This is a genomic window from Psychrobacillus vulpis, assembly GCF_006861825.1.
In the GTDB taxonomy this organism is placed as follows: Bacteria; Bacillota; Bacilli; order Bacillales_A; family Planococcaceae; genus Psychrobacillus; species Psychrobacillus vulpis.
Window position 1 is genome coordinate 1 of the sequence record NZ_VDGI01000032.1, and the last position, 16,993, is coordinate 16,993.

General features: G+C 37.2%; 16 protein-coding genes, 1 tRNA gene, 1 rRNA gene, 1 other RNA gene and 1 other annotated feature. Of the genes, 3 read left to right on the top strand and 16 right to left on the bottom strand.

Annotated features, from left to right (window positions below; genetic code table 11):
* Window positions 1–271 precede the first annotated feature (271 nt).
* From FG384_RS18525 to ffs, 6 genes are all read right to left on the bottom strand, one after another.
* The gene (locus tag FG384_RS18525; RefSeq protein WP_142644174.1) at window positions 272–529 is read right to left on the bottom strand and encodes a pro-sigmaK processing inhibitor BofA family protein; all 258 of its coding nucleotides are present in this window, start codon (window positions 527–529) and stop codon (window positions 272–274) included.
* A gap of 63 nt (window positions 530–592) precedes the next feature.
* On the bottom strand, window positions 593–805 hold the full coding sequence (locus FG384_RS18530) for a YaaL family protein (protein ID WP_142644175.1): 213 nt from the start codon (window positions 803–805) through the stop codon (window positions 593–595).
* Window positions 806–822: 17 nt separating this feature from the next.
* The gene (gene recR, locus FG384_RS18535; RefSeq protein ID WP_142644176.1) at window positions 823–1,419 is read right to left on the bottom strand and encodes a recombination mediator RecR; all 597 of its coding nucleotides are present in this window, start codon (window positions 1,417–1,419) and stop codon (window positions 823–825) included.
* An 11-nt stretch (window positions 1,420–1,430) separates the two neighbouring features.
* The gene (locus FG384_RS18540; protein ID WP_142644177.1) at window positions 1,431–1,751 is read right to left on the bottom strand and encodes a YbaB/EbfC family nucleoid-associated protein; all 321 of its coding nucleotides are present in this window, start codon (window positions 1,749–1,751) and stop codon (window positions 1,431–1,433) included.
* Window positions 1,752–1,765: 14 nt separating this feature from the next.
* Window positions 1,766–3,514 carry a DNA polymerase III subunit gamma/tau gene (dnaX, locus tag FG384_RS18545; protein ID WP_142644178.1) on the bottom strand — a complete coding sequence of 583 codons (1,749 nt, stop codon included), beginning with the start codon at window positions 3,512–3,514 and terminating at the stop codon, window positions 1,766–1,768.
* Between the two features lie 154 nt (window positions 3,515–3,668).
* An RNA gene (gene ffs, locus FG384_RS18550) (signal recognition particle sRNA large type) lies at window positions 3,669–3,936 on the bottom strand.
* A 224-nt stretch (window positions 3,937–4,160) separates the two neighbouring features.
* Between ffs and FG384_RS18555 the strand changes: the two genes are divergently transcribed.
* Window positions 4,161–4,253: transfer RNA gene (locus tag FG384_RS18555), tRNA-Ser, on the top strand.
* A 161-nt stretch (window positions 4,254–4,414) separates the two neighbouring features.
* Here FG384_RS18555 and FG384_RS18560 read toward each other — a convergent pair.
* The 3 genes from FG384_RS18560 to FG384_RS18570 all read right to left on the bottom strand — a co-directional run bounded on the left by FG384_RS18560 (window position 4,415) and on the right by FG384_RS18570 (window position 6,961).
* Window positions 4,415–5,083: a deoxynucleoside kinase gene (locus FG384_RS18560; protein ID WP_142644179.1), complete on the bottom strand. Its 669-nt coding sequence runs from the start codon at window positions 5,081–5,083 to the stop codon at window positions 4,415–4,417.
* Window positions 5,084–5,085: 2 nt separating this feature from the next.
* Window positions 5,086–5,718, bottom strand: coding sequence for a deoxynucleoside kinase (locus FG384_RS18565; RefSeq protein ID WP_142644180.1), 633 nt, complete (start codon window positions 5,716–5,718; stop codon window positions 5,086–5,088).
* Between the two features lie 106 nt (window positions 5,719–5,824).
* Window positions 5,825–6,961, bottom strand: coding sequence for a glycosyl hydrolase family 18 protein (locus FG384_RS18570; protein ID WP_240793488.1), 1,137 nt, complete (start codon window positions 6,959–6,961; stop codon window positions 5,825–5,827).
* 76 nt (window positions 6,962–7,037) lie between these two features.
* Here FG384_RS18570 and tadA point away from each other — a divergent pair, with 76 nt between their 5' ends.
* A complete protein-coding gene (gene tadA, locus FG384_RS18575; protein WP_276612779.1) occupies window positions 7,038–7,508 on the top strand; it encodes a tRNA adenosine(34) deaminase TadA in 471 nt (156 codons plus the stop codon).
* A gap of 516 nt (window positions 7,509–8,024) precedes the next feature.
* On the opposite strand, the gene serS is transcribed toward tadA, so the two are convergent.
* The 3 genes from serS to pdxS form a co-directional block, all read right to left on the bottom strand.
* On the bottom strand, window positions 8,025–9,299 hold the full coding sequence (gene serS, locus FG384_RS18580) for a serine--tRNA ligase (RefSeq protein ID WP_142644181.1): 1,275 nt from the start codon (window positions 9,297–9,299) through the stop codon (window positions 8,025–8,027).
* Window positions 9,300–9,355: 56 nt separating this feature from the next.
* Window positions 9,356–9,571: a binding site (T-box leader), on the bottom strand.
* Between the two features lie 23 nt (window positions 9,572–9,594).
* On the bottom strand, window positions 9,595–10,188 hold the full coding sequence (pdxT, locus tag FG384_RS18585) for a pyridoxal 5'-phosphate synthase glutaminase subunit PdxT (protein WP_142644182.1): 594 nt from the start codon (window positions 10,186–10,188) through the stop codon (window positions 9,595–9,597).
* A gap of 1 nt (window position 10,189) precedes the next feature.
* Window positions 10,190–11,074, bottom strand: a complete 885-nt coding sequence (gene pdxS / locus FG384_RS18590) for a pyridoxal 5'-phosphate synthase lyase subunit PdxS (protein WP_205961830.1) — start codon at window positions 11,072–11,074, stop codon at window positions 10,190–10,192.
* Window positions 11,075–11,181: 107 nt separating this feature from the next.
* On the opposite strand from pdxS, the gene pdxR reads away from it, so the two are divergent.
* Complete coding sequence (gene pdxR, locus FG384_RS18595; protein ID WP_142644184.1) at window positions 11,182–12,594, top strand: MocR-like pyridoxine biosynthesis transcription factor PdxR; 1,413 nt, start codon at window positions 11,182–11,184, stop codon at window positions 12,592–12,594.
* 64 nt (window positions 12,595–12,658) lie between these two features.
* On the opposite strand, the gene FG384_RS18600 is transcribed toward pdxR, so the two are convergent.
* From FG384_RS18600 to rrf, 4 genes are all read right to left on the bottom strand, one after another.
* Window positions 12,659–13,945 carry a serine hydrolase gene (locus FG384_RS18600; protein WP_420849985.1) on the bottom strand — a complete coding sequence of 429 codons (1,287 nt, stop codon included), beginning with the start codon at window positions 13,943–13,945 and terminating at the stop codon, window positions 12,659–12,661.
* Window positions 13,946–14,128: 183 nt separating this feature from the next.
* Entirely contained in the window at window positions 14,129–15,595 is a 1,467-nt protein-coding gene (gene guaB, locus FG384_RS18605) for an IMP dehydrogenase (RefSeq protein ID WP_142644186.1), read from the bottom strand.
* 101 nt (window positions 15,596–15,696) lie between these two features.
* Window positions 15,697–16,176 carry a glutathione peroxidase gene (locus FG384_RS18610; protein WP_142644187.1) on the bottom strand — a complete coding sequence of 160 codons (480 nt, stop codon included), beginning with the start codon at window positions 16,174–16,176 and terminating at the stop codon, window positions 15,697–15,699.
* Between the two features lie 714 nt (window positions 16,177–16,890).
* A 5S ribosomal RNA gene (gene rrf, locus FG384_RS18615) occupies window positions 16,891–16,993 on the bottom strand; the annotation flags it as partial.

The window sequence follows — 16,993 nt, forward strand, 5'->3', positions numbered from 1 at the left end:
GCACGCCGCCAGCGTTCGTCCTGAGCCAGGATCAAACTCTCCATAATAGAGAACTTAAAAAGCTCATTTTGTTTTGCTGGCATCATCATTAAATGATGTCAAAATTGTTTGCTATCAGACTAACCGAGGTTAGTCTATCAAGCTATATGTCTTAACGTTTTGCATGTTCAGTTTTCAATGTTCATGTTGTACGCCGTTTCGTTTACCTCTTGGCGACCTCTACAATATTACACTCTTAATAATCATACGTCAACACTTTTTTTGAAAAAGTTTATATGAATATAGAAATTGCTACTACAGAAGCTACGCCAGGTATTCCTAACACTGCTACAATCGCACCTGTAAACAAATTAACAGGGATTGTATAACCAAATAAACCTAAAAGTAAATGCACTCCAAATAATAATAAAATCGAAAATCCTATACGAAATAGAAAGAATGATAGTCCTTCCATCACGTTTGAAAATGATTTTCTAAACACCAATAACAATAGTAATACTAGCGAACATGCAATGATAACTAACTTCATGAGACATCTCTCCTCTATAAAATCATTATCTCTAACTATATGTAGCTAGTACTACTATCATTCTTATCTTAAAATTACATTTCGATTTTTCGCTTCTTTATATAAATAGAAATGAACACTCTCTGCGATCTTTCTTTTTGCTACTACATCTAAATCATAGTCATTTAAGTAATCTTCTATTTGTTGTGCTTGCTGCCATTCTTCTTTTGTCGCTTTCATAAGATCGACAAATTGTTGATCAAATTCTTTCTTTAATTTCCCTTTTTGAAAAAACATCTTGCAACAAATCCCCCTTATAACTCTCGGCGGCCTTCTAATGCTTTAGATAAAGTTACTTCATCCGCATACTCGAGATCTCCACCTACAGGTAAACCATGTGCGATTCTCGTTGTTTTAATACCAGAAGGTTTCACTAGGCGAGAAATATACATCGCTGTTGCTTCTCCTTCTATTGTAGGGTTAGTTGCCAGTATCAGTTCTTCCACTTGCGTATCCTGTAATCTTTTTAATAGAGAAGGAACATTAATATCCTCTGGTCCAATTCCGTCCATTGGAGAAATTGCTCCATGTAGAACATGGTATAAACCATTATAGTCTCTCATTTTTTCCATAGCGATTACATCTTTCGTATCTTGTACTACACAAATCATCGAAAGATCTCGTTGTTGATCTTGACAAATATGACATGGATCAATATCTGTAATATGTCCACAAACCGAACAATAACTTAAGTTTCTTTTTGCATCTACTAAAGATTTTGCAAAATCTAATACAGTATCTTCTTTCATTGTTAACACAAAAAATGCCAGACGAGCCGCTGTTTTCGGCCCGATTCCTGGCAATTTCATGAAACTGTCTATTAGCTTGGATATTGGTTCAGGATAGTGCATGTTTATTCCTCCTAGAACATGCCAGGGAGGTTCAATCCTTTCGTGAATTGACCCATCGTGGAGTTCGCTGTTTCTTCTGCTTTTTTCATTGCTTCATTTGTTGCAATTACAACTAGATCTTGAAGCATCTCTACATCTTCCGGATCTACTACTGCTGGATCCAACACTACTTCTAATACTTCTTTATGCCCAGAAACAACAACTTTCACCATTCCACCACCAGCAACTGATTCAAAACGTTGGTTTCCTAGTTCTTCTTGTGCCTCAGCCATCTTCTTTTGCATTTTTTGCATTTGTTTCATCATACCTTGCATATTTCCCATTCCGCGCATAATTATTTTCCTCCTTAGTTATCATGTACCTCTACAAATTCTTTCCCAAATAGCTTTTCTGCTTCCACAATTAAAGGATCTTCAGAAACCTCTTCCAAATCTTGCAAAAGACCCATTGCTTCAATTGGATTAGACTGTACGTCTTCTTCTTTTTCTGTACTACTTTGTTTCAAGCCATTTTGTTGTATGAATTCTACTCTTATTTTCAACCAGTTTTCCTCTGGCACATATACTACTTCATACATTGTTCCAGTTAAGCTAGCAATAAGCTGCGGAAAAGAGGTAGAAAAAGTTTTATTCTCCACTGCCATTTGACAATGGATATCATATTTGAATTTTAACACAAATGCACTCGATGATGCTGCAACTGGTTCTGCGTCGTTTAAAAGTGCGGCATGTGATTTTTGAAGTTGTTGCAATATATTAGGCCATTGAGCTTTAATGGATTGAATATCTGTTTTTGTCGCTGTTTTTAATATCTCTTGAATACGGCCACTTGAAACTTTTACACCACTGGATGATCTTTGTCGCTGTCTTTTCGGTTGCTCTTGTGTACCAGTATTTGCTTGTGGGATTATCCCTTGGCTAATTTGTTGTTGGAGTTGATGTAACTGACTTTCAAGTGATTTAACTTTTAGTTCAAGCTCTGAGTTACTCTCGCTAGAAACTGCTGTTTCTCGAGGAACTTGTGCCAATCGAATAATAGCTGTCTCTAAATAAACTTTCGAATGATTAGAAAATCTCATTTCTTGTTGTGTATTCGTCAATATTGAAATACTTTTATACAACGTATCCACTGGAAATTTAGAAGCCAACACACGGAAAGTATCATCCCCAGTAGCTATTTCTAACAACTCAGTTTGTTCAGGAGCTACAACCAATACAAGTAAATCTCGATAAAACGTGATAAAATCTTCCGTTAATCGAACTGGATCCTTCCCATCATCCACTAGCTGTTCCACGCAGCTCAATGCCCTTGCAACATCTTTTTCAATTAACGATTCTGCTAGCTGAAAGAATACATCTTGACCTATCGATCCAGTTACTAGCAAAGCATCTTCTATCGTCATTTTCTCACCGCTGAACGACACTACTTGATCAAGCATACTAAGAGCGTCACGCATACCACCTGCAGCTGCTTGTGCAATAATCTTTAATACATTTTCATCGTATTCGATATTTGCATCCGTTAATACTTCTATCATTCTTGCAACGATATCTGAAGAAGTTATTCGTTTAAAATCGAATCGCTGACATCTAGATATGATGGTTAGTGGTATTTTATGTGGTTCAGTAGTTGCTAATATAAATACGACATGCGCTGGTGGTTCCTCTAGTGTCTTTAATAATGCATTAAATGCACTTGTGGAAAGCATATGTACTTCATCAATGATATACACTTTGTACCTTGCATTTGAAGGTGCAAAACGAACTTTTTCAATAATGTCACGCATTTCTTCTACACGAGAGTTGGAAGCTGCGTCAAATTCTATTACATCCGTATTTGACCCGTCCGTAATACTTCTACAAGTATTACATGTATTACATGGTTCTTTTGCTGGACCATTTTCACAATTCAATGCTTTGGCAAATATTTTTGCCGCACTTGTTTTTCCTGTTCCACGAGGACCAGAAAATAAGTAAGCATGTGTCGTCTTGTTATATAGGAGGGCATTTTGAAGTGTTTGCTTGATATGTAATTGACCAGACATTTCTGCAAATGACTGTGGCCGATAAGCGCGGTAAAAAGCTTGGTACGACAACAAATTCCCCTCCCTTCCATTTTAAGTTTAATAGTGACTATATTATAACATAAAGAGACTGTAACTTCGCCTATTAATACAATACGTTTTTAGAGCTAATAAAAGAAAAACTCATTTGCCAGTTAGACAAATGAGTTGAAAATTTCATTTTATGCCGTGCACCTTCCTTCGCTTGAAACACATAAGCGGCACCCTTGTCGTTAACTCGGCTTAGGCTACCCCGCGGCACATGGGAAAACACCACTTAATGCTGCTTCCTTCCGGACCTGACATGGTTCATGGGCACCCATTGCGCAGGACCCAAACGTCAACATCACGTGCAAATACCAGACCCTACATGTATTCAACCTCAGAGAAGGAGTTCAGTCTCGCTAGAGCGGATTGCGAGTTACAAGACACCGCTACCTTCCCACCTAGCACGGCATAAACTAGTATACGCATTTTTCTTATAAAAATCAACGAATACGAGAATATAAGTTTTTACCATTTCATCTTATAGCCTGATGAACTCATAGTCTATATGGCTTCAACCCCTATATTTATTAGGTTTACAAAACAAAAAAATAATCATTAAAACTTTTCAAAAAAAAATTAACGAATGTGTTGACTTTAATTTTCATCCATGATAAATTAGTTCTTGTACTTCGGAGGAATACCCAAGTCTGGCTGAAGGGATCGGTCTTGAAAACCGACAGGCGGGTCAAACCGCGCGGGGGTTCGAATCCCTCTTCCTCCTCCATTTTAAATACACACACGCATAAATGAGAGATTGAATTCGTTGCAATGGTAACGAATTTTTCTTGGCATATTATCGTCAGAATATTATGAAGGTAACTATAATGGTTACCTTCTTTTTATTTGTACAAAAAAACCTCCTACTTTTATGTAAGAGGTTTTAGTTTAGTTACGTAATGCTGATGTTTGTTCTAAAAAGTGTCCAATTCTTTTAACGATTGCTTCTACACTATCAGGATTCTTCACAATATCATAGTCGTTTATATTCAAACGTAGCACTGGACAAGCATTAAATGAATTAATCCATTTTTCATAACGACCGTGCATTTCTTCCCAATAGGAAGTTGGTGTTTGTTGCTCCATTGGGCGACCACGGTCATGAATTCGATCAATAATATTGTCCAACGACCCTTCCAAATAAATTAACAAATTGGGATGTGGAAAATATGGAGTCATTACCATCGCTTCAAATAAGCTAGTATATGTTTCGTGATCCACTGGATCCATCGTACCTTTTTCTTTATGCATTTGAGCAAATATACCAGTATCCTCATAAATGGAACGATCCTGTATAAATCCTCCACCATACTCAAACATTCTTTTTTGCTCTTTAAAACGCTCTGCTAAAAAGTAAATTTGTAAGTGAAAGCTCCACTTTGAAAAATCTTCGTAAAAACGATCTAAATATGGATTGGAATCTACTTTTTCAAAAGATGTTTTAAAATGAAGAGCATCCGCAAGTGCCGTTGTCATCGTAGATTTCCCTACGCCTACTGTTCCCGCAATTGTTATAACTGCATTAGAAGGGATACCATACTTCTCTCTTAAATTCATGCTTAAAAACTCCTTCTATGTAATGTTGCATCTATTTTATCTATAATTATTTGCAAGTCTTGTCCATTTTGAACAAAATCGATTTCATCCCCATTAAAACGAAGAACAGGAACTTCTGGATGTTTTTTTTCAAAATCATCGATAAACAAACGATAATCTGCTGCTAGCTGCTCCAAGTAATCTAGGCTTATTTTTTTTTCAAAATCTCTTCCTCGCATATCTATTCTGCTAATAAGAACATCTAAACTAGCATCTAAATAGATTACCATATTTGGAACAGGCATATCATTCGTTAGAATCTCATAGATTGCTTCATACTTTTCAGATTCTTGATGATTTAAAGAACGTTTTGCGAAAATTAGATTTTTGAAGATATGATAATCTGCTACAACCGCTTTATTTTTTGATAAATAACTTTGCTGGATATCATGTAACTGTTTATATCGATTGCACAGAAAAAACATTTCCGTTTGGAAACTCCACTCTGCAATATCATCATAAAATTTATCTAAAAAAGGATTTTCATCCACAATTTCTTTCAGCAACTCAAACTGATAGGAATTAGCAATTGCTTTTGCTAAGGAAGTCTTACCAACCCCTATCGGACCTTCTACCGTTATAAATGGAATAGTCATAGTTTTACCTCGCTCTATTATTTCAAGTCGTACCCTTTATTTTAACATAGCGAGAAAACGAAAGACAGAGCAAAACCACCTTTCTAATAAGAAAGGCAAATTTGCTCTACTTTTTCTTAACACGAAACATTTCATGAAGCAAATACCAGTTTTGCGGAAAATCAAAACCACTGTGCCAATAGGATATACCTAGCAACTTTAATTCTTTTAAAAGCTTAAATTTCGCTTGAATAGACCGTGCATCCTCAAACCAAACTTCGTGCTCTTTTCCATCTCTCCAATAATGAAAGAAAGGAGCTTGAGCAATTTGATCGTATTCGATTGCTGCATTTCGTTCTTTAGCTAATTGAATAGCTTGCTGTGGACTTAATGCTTTAGCAAATGGATTTCCTGGTTTATAGGGGAGGGTCCAATCATACCCATATAAATTTTGTCCCATCAATATTTTACTCGGATCTATCTCTGATTTAGCGTATTCTAATACTTTTCGTACTGGACCAATAGGAGATACTGCCATTGGTGGTCCACCACTATAACCCCACTCGTAGGTCATAATAACAACGAAGTCCACCACTTCACCAATTGCTTTATAATCGAATCCTTCATACCATTTTCCTTTTTGATCAGCGCTTGTTTTTGGTGCAAGACTAGATGAAATAACAAACCCCTTAGCAAATTCTTTTAATTCCTTTAAAAAATTCACATAATTTTCTCTGTCTTCTTTTGCTATATACTCAAAATCGGTATGAATATGTGTTGTCCCTTTTTCTTTTGCTTGTGCTACTGACTGTTCGAAAACTTTTTGTTTAACTTCTTTATCTGTAAAAATAGTATGTGCAAGTGTATCACTAAATGCTCCGTTTTCAATATTAGTTAACACGATAGCTGTCTCAACTTGATGTTTCTTTCCGACCTCAGGTAATCTGCCCCAGTTCATCTTTGTTAATGATCCATCACGTAGTACTTCATAAGCGAACGGCATCATATACGTTAAGTTTGGGGAAGCTTTTTCTACTTGATCAATGACTCGCTGAGATGGGATGTCCGTATACCATTCTACATATAAATTGGACTCAATAAATGGTCTATCTGGACTTGGGGTAGAAGGTAAAACTAGTGCCTGACCTATGACTAATACATCCGGATCCGGTATTTCATTGATAGAGGCTAACGTTGCAGCATTTGTACCAAAACGCTTAGCTATGGAGTATAAACTATCTCCCATTTTCACTACATAAATCAATCGATCACTCCTTCAAAATAGAATATGCATGTGAGAAATAAAACATGCTACACTAGGCTAAAGGGGTTGACTAAGATTGGATGAACACTATATGAACTTAGCTATAGAAGAAGCAAAAAAAGCGGCCTCTATTGGAGAAGTACCAATTGGTGCAATTGTTGTTTATAAAGGTGAGGTCATTGCGAAAGCATACAACTTAAGAGAAACTACTCAAAATGCTACTACCCATGCAGAGCTTCTTGCAATTCAAGAAGCATGTCGTAATATTGGTAGTTGGCGTCTAGAAGAAACGACATTATACGTCACACTAGAGCCCTGTCCAATGTGCGCAGGGGCAATATTGCAGTCTCGCATACCACGAGTTGTATACGGTGCAAGGGATTCAAAAGCTGGATGTGTAGATTCTTTATATAAGCTCTTAAACGACAATAGATTTAATCATATGTGTGAAGTAACAGAAGGAGTTTTGGCTGAACAGTGCGGAAACTTACTTACTCAATTTTTTCGAGATTTACGAGCACAAAAAAAGAACCAGAAACGTCAGTAACGTTTCTGGTTTCAGACTGTAGACAAATTCGTTTTGCAATGAATAGAGATGTATAAGAGAATCAGTGGGGCTCGTCACTTTAAAAACATGTGCTCCTGCGGGGTCTTCAGCTCAAGCTATTCCCACAGGAGTCTCCGTGGCGGTCCCTGCCCATTTTTCAAAAGTTGAAAGTGGAAATCTGAAGATGCTGTGATCAATCAATGTTTCTCGGAATATCTGAAATAACGGATTGACCATCCCATCTCATCAAGTGAAAAGGCTTTTATTGTCCACTTTTCTGTTTATTGAAGTTAAAAATAAGCGGAAGGTGGCGACTCCTGCGGGACAGCGAGACAGTGCAAGACCCCGCAGGCAAAGCCGAGGAGGCTTGGCGCGAGCCCGCGGAAAGCGCCCGCCTGGAGCGATTGTTACAGGAAAAGCGCAATAATCATTATGTTCTTAATACATTTTGATTCATAAAAATTCATTTGTCGACAAGTTAAAACCAGAAACGTGAGTAACGTTTCTGGTTCTTCATTATTTTATAACAGACTTTCCACCCATATATGGACGTAAAACTTCTGGAATTACTACTGTACCATCTGCTTGTTGATAATTTTCTAAAATAGCAGCAACTGTACGCCCAATAGCAAGGCCACTTCCGTTTAATGTGTGTACATATTCCGGTTTAGCTCCCGCTTCTCTTCTAAAACGTATACCTGCACGTCGAGCTTGGAAATCCTCAAAGTTACTGCAAGAAGAAATTTCTTTATATTCTCCGTAGCTTGGTAACCAAACTTCTAAATCATATTTTTTGGCAGCCGTAAAACCTAAATCTGCCGTACACATACGAAGCACACGATATGGTAGACCAAGTAGCTGTAACACTTTTTCCGCATGACCAGTCAATAGCTCAAGCTGCTCATAAGATTCTTCCGGTTTTACAAAGCGAACAAGCTCCACTTTATTAAATTGGTGCTGACGGATAAGTCCGCGCGTATCACGACCTGCAGACCCTGCTTCTGAACGAAAACAAGCACTGTAAGCGTTAAATGCTTGTGGCAACTCTGCTCCATCTAAAATCTCATCACGATAAAAATTCGTCACAGGAACTTCTGCTGTAGGAATTAAGAAGTAATCCTCTTCATTTACTAAAAATGCATCTTCTGCAAATTTAGGAAGCTGACCTGTTCCAGTTAAACTTGTTCGGTTAGCTAAGTATGGAGGAAGCATTTCTTCATAGCCATGCTCTTCTGAATGTAAGTCCATCATAAAGTTTATTAAAGCACGTTCCAGTCTTGCACCTAACCCTAGGTAAAAAGCAAAACGACTACCTGTAACTTTTGCAGCACGTTCAAAATCTACTAATTTTAAATCAGTAGCAATATCCCAATGTGCTTTTGTTTCAAAATTAAATGAAGGTATTTCTCCCCATTTACGAATTTCCACATTATCATCTTCAGAATCGCCAATAGGAACACTGTCATGTGGAATATTCGGAATGCGCATCATCATATGTTCAAATTTTTCTTCTACTTCACGAAGCTCATCATCTAATGCTTTAATTTCATCGCCTACTTCTCGCATACGAGCAATAAGATCATCCGCATTTTCTTTATTTCGTTTCATTTCAGAAATTTTTTGAGAGAACTCATTTCTTTCTGCTTTTAATACTTCTGTTTTAGCAATTAATTCTCTTCGTTTTTGATCCAGAGGTAGAAATTGATCAAATTCAGAAATATCTTCTCCACGTTTAGCAAGCTTAGCTTTTACAACTTCATAATTTTCACGTACAAATTTTACGTCTAACATGTGTAATTCCTCCTTTAATTTAACTAAAAAACGACAAAAAAGCCCCCGTCCCATGTAAAAGGGACGAGAGCATACCCGCGTTGCCACCCTGATTGACTTGACAATATGTCAAATCCACTTGTTTCATAACGGCTTTTCAACCGGCCACGACTTACTAAGTATTCAGCCGTGCAACTCAAAGGACGGATTCACAAGTGTTTTTATCAGCTTGCACCAACCGCTGACTCTCTATAAAAAACGAGCTTGTTACTGCTTCCTATCATCGTTTTTAAATCATGAAATTACTCATACTTTACTATACGTTCACCTGTTTTGCAAGCGATTCCTTTACCATTTTAGTAAAATATGCAATAATTCGGTGATCATCTGTCAACTCTGGATGAAAAGAACATCCTAGTAAATGTCCTTGTCTTACCATTACGATTCTTCCCTCGTGGGTAGCAAGTATTTCTACTTCTTTTTCCACTTCAACGATGTGAGGAGCTCGTATGAAAACAGCTGGAAAATCGGTTGCAATATCTTTTATATCAAGTGATGTTTCAAAACTGTCTACTTGTCGACCGAAAGAGTTTCGTTCAACTGTGGCTTTTAGTACTCCAATATGTGCGAAATCATATCCAACTAAGTTTCTAGCAAGTAATATAAGACCTGCGCAAGTACCGAACATAGGCTTTCCTGCTGCAGCAAACTCTACAAGAGGAGTAAGCATTTTATACCGATCGATTAGCTTACGCATTGCGGTGCTTTCTCCACCTGGTAAGATTAAACCATCTACAAGAGCCAAATCACTTGTACTTTTTACAATAACAGCTTCTGTTCCACAAGCTTCGATGGAACGAACATGCTCACTAACGGCTCCTTGAAGTGCTAAAACTCCTATTTTAACCATTTTACCACCCTCTATCTTGCATACGATCTTGTGCAGATAAACGAGAAATTTCGATTCCCTTCATTGGAATCCCCAAGTCTTTCGAGATTTCTACAAGTAATTTATAGTCTTGGTAATGAGTTGTTGCTTCAACGATTGCACGAGCAAATTTCTCTGGATTTTCTGATTTAAAAATACCAGATCCTACAAATACTCCATCTGCTCCAAGTTCCATCATTAAAGCAGCATCTGCTGGAGTTGCAACGCCCCCTGCCGCAAAGTTTACAACTGGTAATTTACCGTTATGTTTAATTTGCAATAACACATCGTATGGTGCTCCTAAGAGCTTCGCTTCTGTCATAAGCTCATCTTCATTCATATGAACAATTTTGCGAACATGCGCATTTACTTTACGTAAATGGCGAACAGCTTCTACGATATTACCAGTTCCAGGCTCCCCTTTTGTACGTAGCATGGAAGCTCCCTCACCTATACGACGAGCTGCTTCACCTAAATCTTTACATCCACAAACAAATGGAACTGTAAATTCACTTTTGCGTAAGTGATACTCTTCATCCGCAGGTGTTAATACTTCTGATTCATCTATATAGTCGACACCCATTGCTTCTAAAATACGAGCTTCTGTAATATGTCCAATACGAGCTTTTGCCATTACTGGAATCGTTACTGCACCCATTACTTCTTCCATTATACGTGGATCTGCCATACGAGCTACTCCACCCGCTGCACGAATATCTGATGGTACTCGTTCAAGTGCCATAACCGCTACCGCTCCAGCAGCCTCTGCAATTCTTGCTTGCTCTGCATTGATAACGTCCATAATAACGCCACCTTTTTGCATTTCTGCCATTCCTCGTTTAACTCTATCTGTACCTGTTTGATTAATTGTCATGTTTTTACCCCTCCATATCATTATGAAATTTAGTATAATAAAATATGACCATTTGAAAAGCGTCAGAAAACACAAAATCGAAGTGGTCAGAGGTGATAAAAATGGACTTTCTTATGTTTCAACTGGAAAAAAACTCTCTAGTCCCTATATACGAACAACTTTATAGCGAAATTAAAGATGCAATAATAAATGGGGCTATTAAAGAGGGTGAAAAACTTCCATCAAAGAGAAATTTGGCTGAGTACTTAGCAGTTAGTCAAACGACTATAGAGTTTGCGTATAGCCAACTAGTAGCGGAAGGTTTTATATCCTCTGAAGCAAGAAAAGGTTATTATGTACAAAGCTTAGAAGAATTAGCTCTCATAGAACAAGAAGCTCCTATCTTTACGCAGGAAGAAAAGATCACAGATGTAATTTCGATCGATTTTTCTCCTGGGAAAATTGACACTGAATCGTTCCCATTCGCTATTTGGCGAAAATACGCAAAAGAAATTGTAAGTGAAGTAAATAAAGATTTCCTACAACTTGGCCATCCACAAGGTGATTATATTTTGAGGCAGCAAATCTCCGCCTATTTATATCAATCCAGGGGAGTTAAATGTACAGCAGAGCAAATCATACTTGGATCGGGAACAGAGCAACTAATGCCGTTAATTATCCGTTTACTTGGGCAAGAAGCTATTTATGGAATCGAAAATCCGGGCTATCCGCTTACTCATCATTTATTTTTAGACGACAGTCAAAAATCAGTGCCTATACCAGTGGATGCAGAAGGGATCCTTGTTTCACAGCTAGAAGAAACGAATGCAACGGTAATGTACGTTACACCTTCTCATCAATTCCCAACAGGTGCTGTTCTATCTGCAACACGTCGAAGTCAACTTTTGTCATGGGCTTACCAACAAGATAATAGATATATTATCGAAGACGACTATGATAGTGAATTTAGATACACAGGTAGACCCATCCCTTCTTTACAAGGAATTGACCAAAACCAACGTGTCATTTATTTAAGCACATTTTCAAAATCATTAATGCCTTCGCTCCGAATTGCATATGCGGTATTACCAAAATCGCTCATAACGTTATATAAACAAAAATATTCGTATTATGCTGCGACTGTTCCTAGAATGGACCAGCATTTACTTGCAAAATTTATGGAGGATGGTTATTTTGCAAAGCATTTGAATAAAATGCGTAAAATTTATAAGCGAAAATTAGAAATAGTAACGAAAACTATTGCTAAGTTTAATCCTATAGTTACAATTTCAGGTGAACAAGCGGGTATGCATCTTTTATTAACCATTCAAACTTCAAAATCAGAAGAAGAGCTAGTACTACTCGCAAAACAAGCGGGAATTCGGGTTTATGGGCTCCGAGAGTATGTAACAGGGGGATTAGATTCTTTAACAGAACCGAAAATTGTATTAGGTTTTGGAGGATTAGAAGCTAATGATATTCAAACTTCGATTACTACCTTAATAAAAGCTTGGGGAATAGCAAAAACACCGTGACTCTTTATAAAAGATCACGGTGTTTCATATAAATAGTTTTTTTCAATCTTTGCTATCTTTCAAATTAAAACAAACCGCCAACAAAGTCTGTTGTACTATGCCACAAATTACTGAAAAACTTTCCTATTCCTTGGAACATTAAACTAATCCAGCTAGCACGTTCAACTTCTTCAGTTGTTACTACATCTACTTCTGTTGCTTTATCCGTAATATAGCCATAATCTGTTCCTTCAGTTTTTTCTAGATGAATTTTACCTACTACAGTACCTTCTTTCACTTCTGCTTCTAAAGATTCTTTTGTAGGTGTAAACACAGGCTTGTACAATTCTTTTTCGCTTGTTTTAATAACCATTGAAATTGGATCTTTTACAGCAATAGCAACTGAATCTTCTTTTCCTTTTACAACTGGTAACGTTTTATTTTTAGGAATGGCAAATCCTGCTGGAACTAATTCCTCTTTAGAGAATTGTGCAAATCCATAGTCAAATAATGCTCTAGTTGCGTCAAATCGTGCTTTGTAAGACCCCACGCCATTTGCGTCTACTGCCTTCATTACAACAGAAATAAGGCGCATTCCATTCTTTTGTGCAGTTCCTGTAAAGCAATGTCCTGCAAATTCTGTTGTACCTGTTTTTAGTCCATCTACACCTTCGTATCCGTAAACTAATCCCGGTAACATAAAGTTCCAGTTAGACATTGAAATAGCATCTGAAGTTCCTTCACGGAATATTTTTTTCTCTATTTTTGTTGTTTCTAATACTTCTGGGTAATCTTTCATTAACAAATAAGCAAGTCTTGCTACTGATTTAGCAGGCATTACATTTTCATCGGAAGGACCAGTATTTGCTGGATGCATTCCTTGTAAGTCTGCATTGTTCAATCCTGTAGAATTGACAAATTTATATCCTTCTAAGCCCATTTCTTTTGCTTTCTCATTCATTAATTTCACAAAATTTTCTTCTGTGCCTGCGATAGTTTCTGCTATTGCGATTGTTGCAGCATTTGCAGAATAAATAGCCATTGCTTCATAAAGTTCACGAATCGAATAGCTACCATCTTGGCGAAGAGGAACATTACTTAATCTACGGTCTTGGGATATTTTGTATGTATAATCAGTAACTGAATATTGTTGATCCCAAGAGATTTTACCTTCTTCGATTGCTTCAAAAAGCAAATACTCCGTCATCATTTTAGTCATACTTGCAATTCCTAATGCTGAATCGGCATTTTTTTCATATAGAATTTTACCTGTATCTGCATCAATCAATATTGCAGCATCTACATATAAATTCAAATTATCCTCTGCTTTTGTTGCAGTCGGCATTCCGCATACAACTGAGACAAGAAACATCGGAAGTACTAGCCATTTAATCATCGATGTCATCCAAACCTTCTTCACTACTGTACCTCCACTTAAAGTTTTTACAATGTAATTTTAACACATTTTACGACTTTATAGCACATTCCCAAAAAAAGCACCCATTCTGCCTAGATAGAGACGTTAAATGGGTGCAAAAGTTTCTTTTTATACTACTTAAGAGATAGAATAGTTCGGTGCTTCTTTTGTAATTTGAACATCATGTGGATGACTTTCACGTAATCCTGCTCCAGTCATACGAATAAACTGTGCATTTTCTCTTAAGTCATGTAAATCTTTAGTTCCACAATATCCCATTCCAGCTCTAACACCGCCAAGCAATTGGTGAATCGTGTCAGCTAAAGGTCCTTTATAAGGAAGACGTCCTTCAATTCCTTCTGGTACTAACTTTTTCGCATCTTCTTGGAAATAACGGTCTTTAGAACCTTTTTCCATTGCTCCGATTGAGCCCATTCCACGGTATACTTTAAAACGTCTACCTTGGAAAATTTCTGTTTCTCCAGGACTTTCTGTAGTACCTGCAAGTAAGCTTCCTAGCATAACAACATGTCCACCTGCAGCAAGAGCTTTTACGATGTCTCCAGAGTACTTAATTCCACCATCTGCAATAATTGTTTTACCAAATTTACGCGCTTCTGTAGCACAATCATAAACAGCAGTAATTTGAGGAACACCTACACCTGCAACTACACGAGTTGTACAAATAGACCCTGGTCCAATACCAACTTTTACTACATCCGCTCCTGCTTCAAAAAGAGCACGAGTTGCTTCACCAGTTGCTACGTTTCCAGCAATAATCTCTAATTCAGGGTAAGCTTCTCGAATGCTTCTAACCGTTTCCATAACACCTTGAGAGTGACCATGAGCTGTATCAATTACGATAACGTCTACTTGTGCCTTTACAAGCTTTTCAATTCTAAACATTGTATCTTTTGTAACACCAACTGCAGCTCCTACTAATAAGCGACCATGATGATCTTTCGCTGCATTAGGGAATTCAATAACCTTTTCAATATCTTTTATTGTAATTAATCCTTTGAGCATTCCATTGTCATCTACAATAGGTAATTTTTCGATTTTGTATTGTTGCAAAATTTTCTCTGCATCTTCCAATGTTGTCCCAACAGGAGCTGTAACTAATTTTTCTTTTGTCATCACTTCATTAATTGTTAAGGAGTAATCTTGAATAAAACGCAAGTCACGATTCGTGATAATTCCTACTAATGTTTGCTCTTCTTCATTATTAACAATTGGAACACCCGAGATTCTATATTTCCCCATTAAATGTTCTGCATCAAATACTTGATGACTAGGTGTTAAGAAGAAAGGGTCTGTAATAACACCATTTTCTGAACGTTTAACCGTCTCTACTTGCTCTGCTTGTTCTTCTATACTCATATTTTTATGAATAATTCCTAGGCCACCTTGACGAGCCATAGCAATTGCCATCTTCGCTTCCGTAACTGTGTCCATACCAGCACTAATCATTGGAATATTTAATTTGATCTTTGGTGTTAATTGAACTGATAAATTTACATCCTTAGGCAATACTTCAGACTGAGCTGGAATAAGTAAAACGTCATCAAATGTTAAACCTTCTTTTTGAAATTTAGACTCCCACATAGTTCTAATTTCCTCCTTAGATAAGTGAATATTATTGTAAGGTTATCAGCGCCTTGGCACACTGTCAAGATTCAAAAAATTAAACAATTATTCCGATTTTTCTATCTTAATAGTTTTTTTATATCTTCCTCTATTTTTAAAGGAGAAGTCTGAGGTGCATAGCGATTTATTACTCTTCCTTCTTTATCTATCAGAAATTTCGTGAAATTCCATTTTATCGCATCAGATAAAAATCCTTTTTTCTCTGAAACTAAATACTGAAATAATGGATGTGCTTCGCTACCTTTTACATCTATTTTTGCAAACATTGGAAATCTTACACCATGATTTAATTGGCAAAATTCAATGGTGCTTTCAATATCTTCAAATTCTTGATTATTAAATTGATTGCAAGGAAATCCAAGTATTATCAATCCTTCTTCTTTATAGGTATCATACAATTTCTGAAGTTCTGTAAACTGTGGGGTGAAACCACAATGGCTTGCAGTATTTACAATGAGCAATACTTTACCTTTATATTCATCTAAGGAAAAATTTTCGCCCTTTGTATCTTTTACGGAAAAATCATAAACTGTTGTCATTCTTTACAACCCCTTTTTTAGATTAACTCTACCATATTCCTTCTCTTAATAATCACAAGAAATTAGATTTATATACTTTACTTTTAGCATTTAGAAAAATAATTCAAAATAAAAATAAAATATTAGCTATAACATGAGCAAGGAACTATTTTCTATGTTTACTAGCTTCTATACATAATAAATGGTTGAACAAGCCTAACTTCCGTGTTGGGCTGCGAAAGCAGATGAATGGTAGATTTCTTCATCAGCCGCTGTCGTTCGATTCTCGCGCATGTCATACGCTCCGAGTCTCTCTACTTTGCTTCCTCGAACTCTTTGTTCCTTTACTTTCTCGCTACTCATTCTACAATTTGCCTTTGGCAACTTATTTATTGGTGAATAAACGAAAAAAGCCGCTACCGATTGCTCGGTAACGACTTCTTAGTGCCTAGCGACGTTCTACTCTCACAGGGGGAAACCCCCAACTACCATCGACGCGCGAGCTTAACTTCCGTGTTCGGGCTGCGAAAGCAGATGAACGGCAGATTTCTTCGTCAGCCGCAGTCGATCGATTCTCGCGTATGTCATACGCTCCGAGTCTCTCTTCTTTGCTTCCTCGAACTCTTTGTTCCTCTACTTTCTCGCTACTCATTCTACAATTTGCCTTCGGCACTTTATTTATTGGTGAATAAACGAAAAAAGCCGCTACCGATGACTCGGTAACGACTTCTTAGTGCCTAGCGACGTTCTACTCTCACAGGGGGAAACCCCCAACTACCATCGACGCTGAAGAGCTTAACTTCCGTGTTCGGTATGGGAACGGGTGTGACCTCTTCGC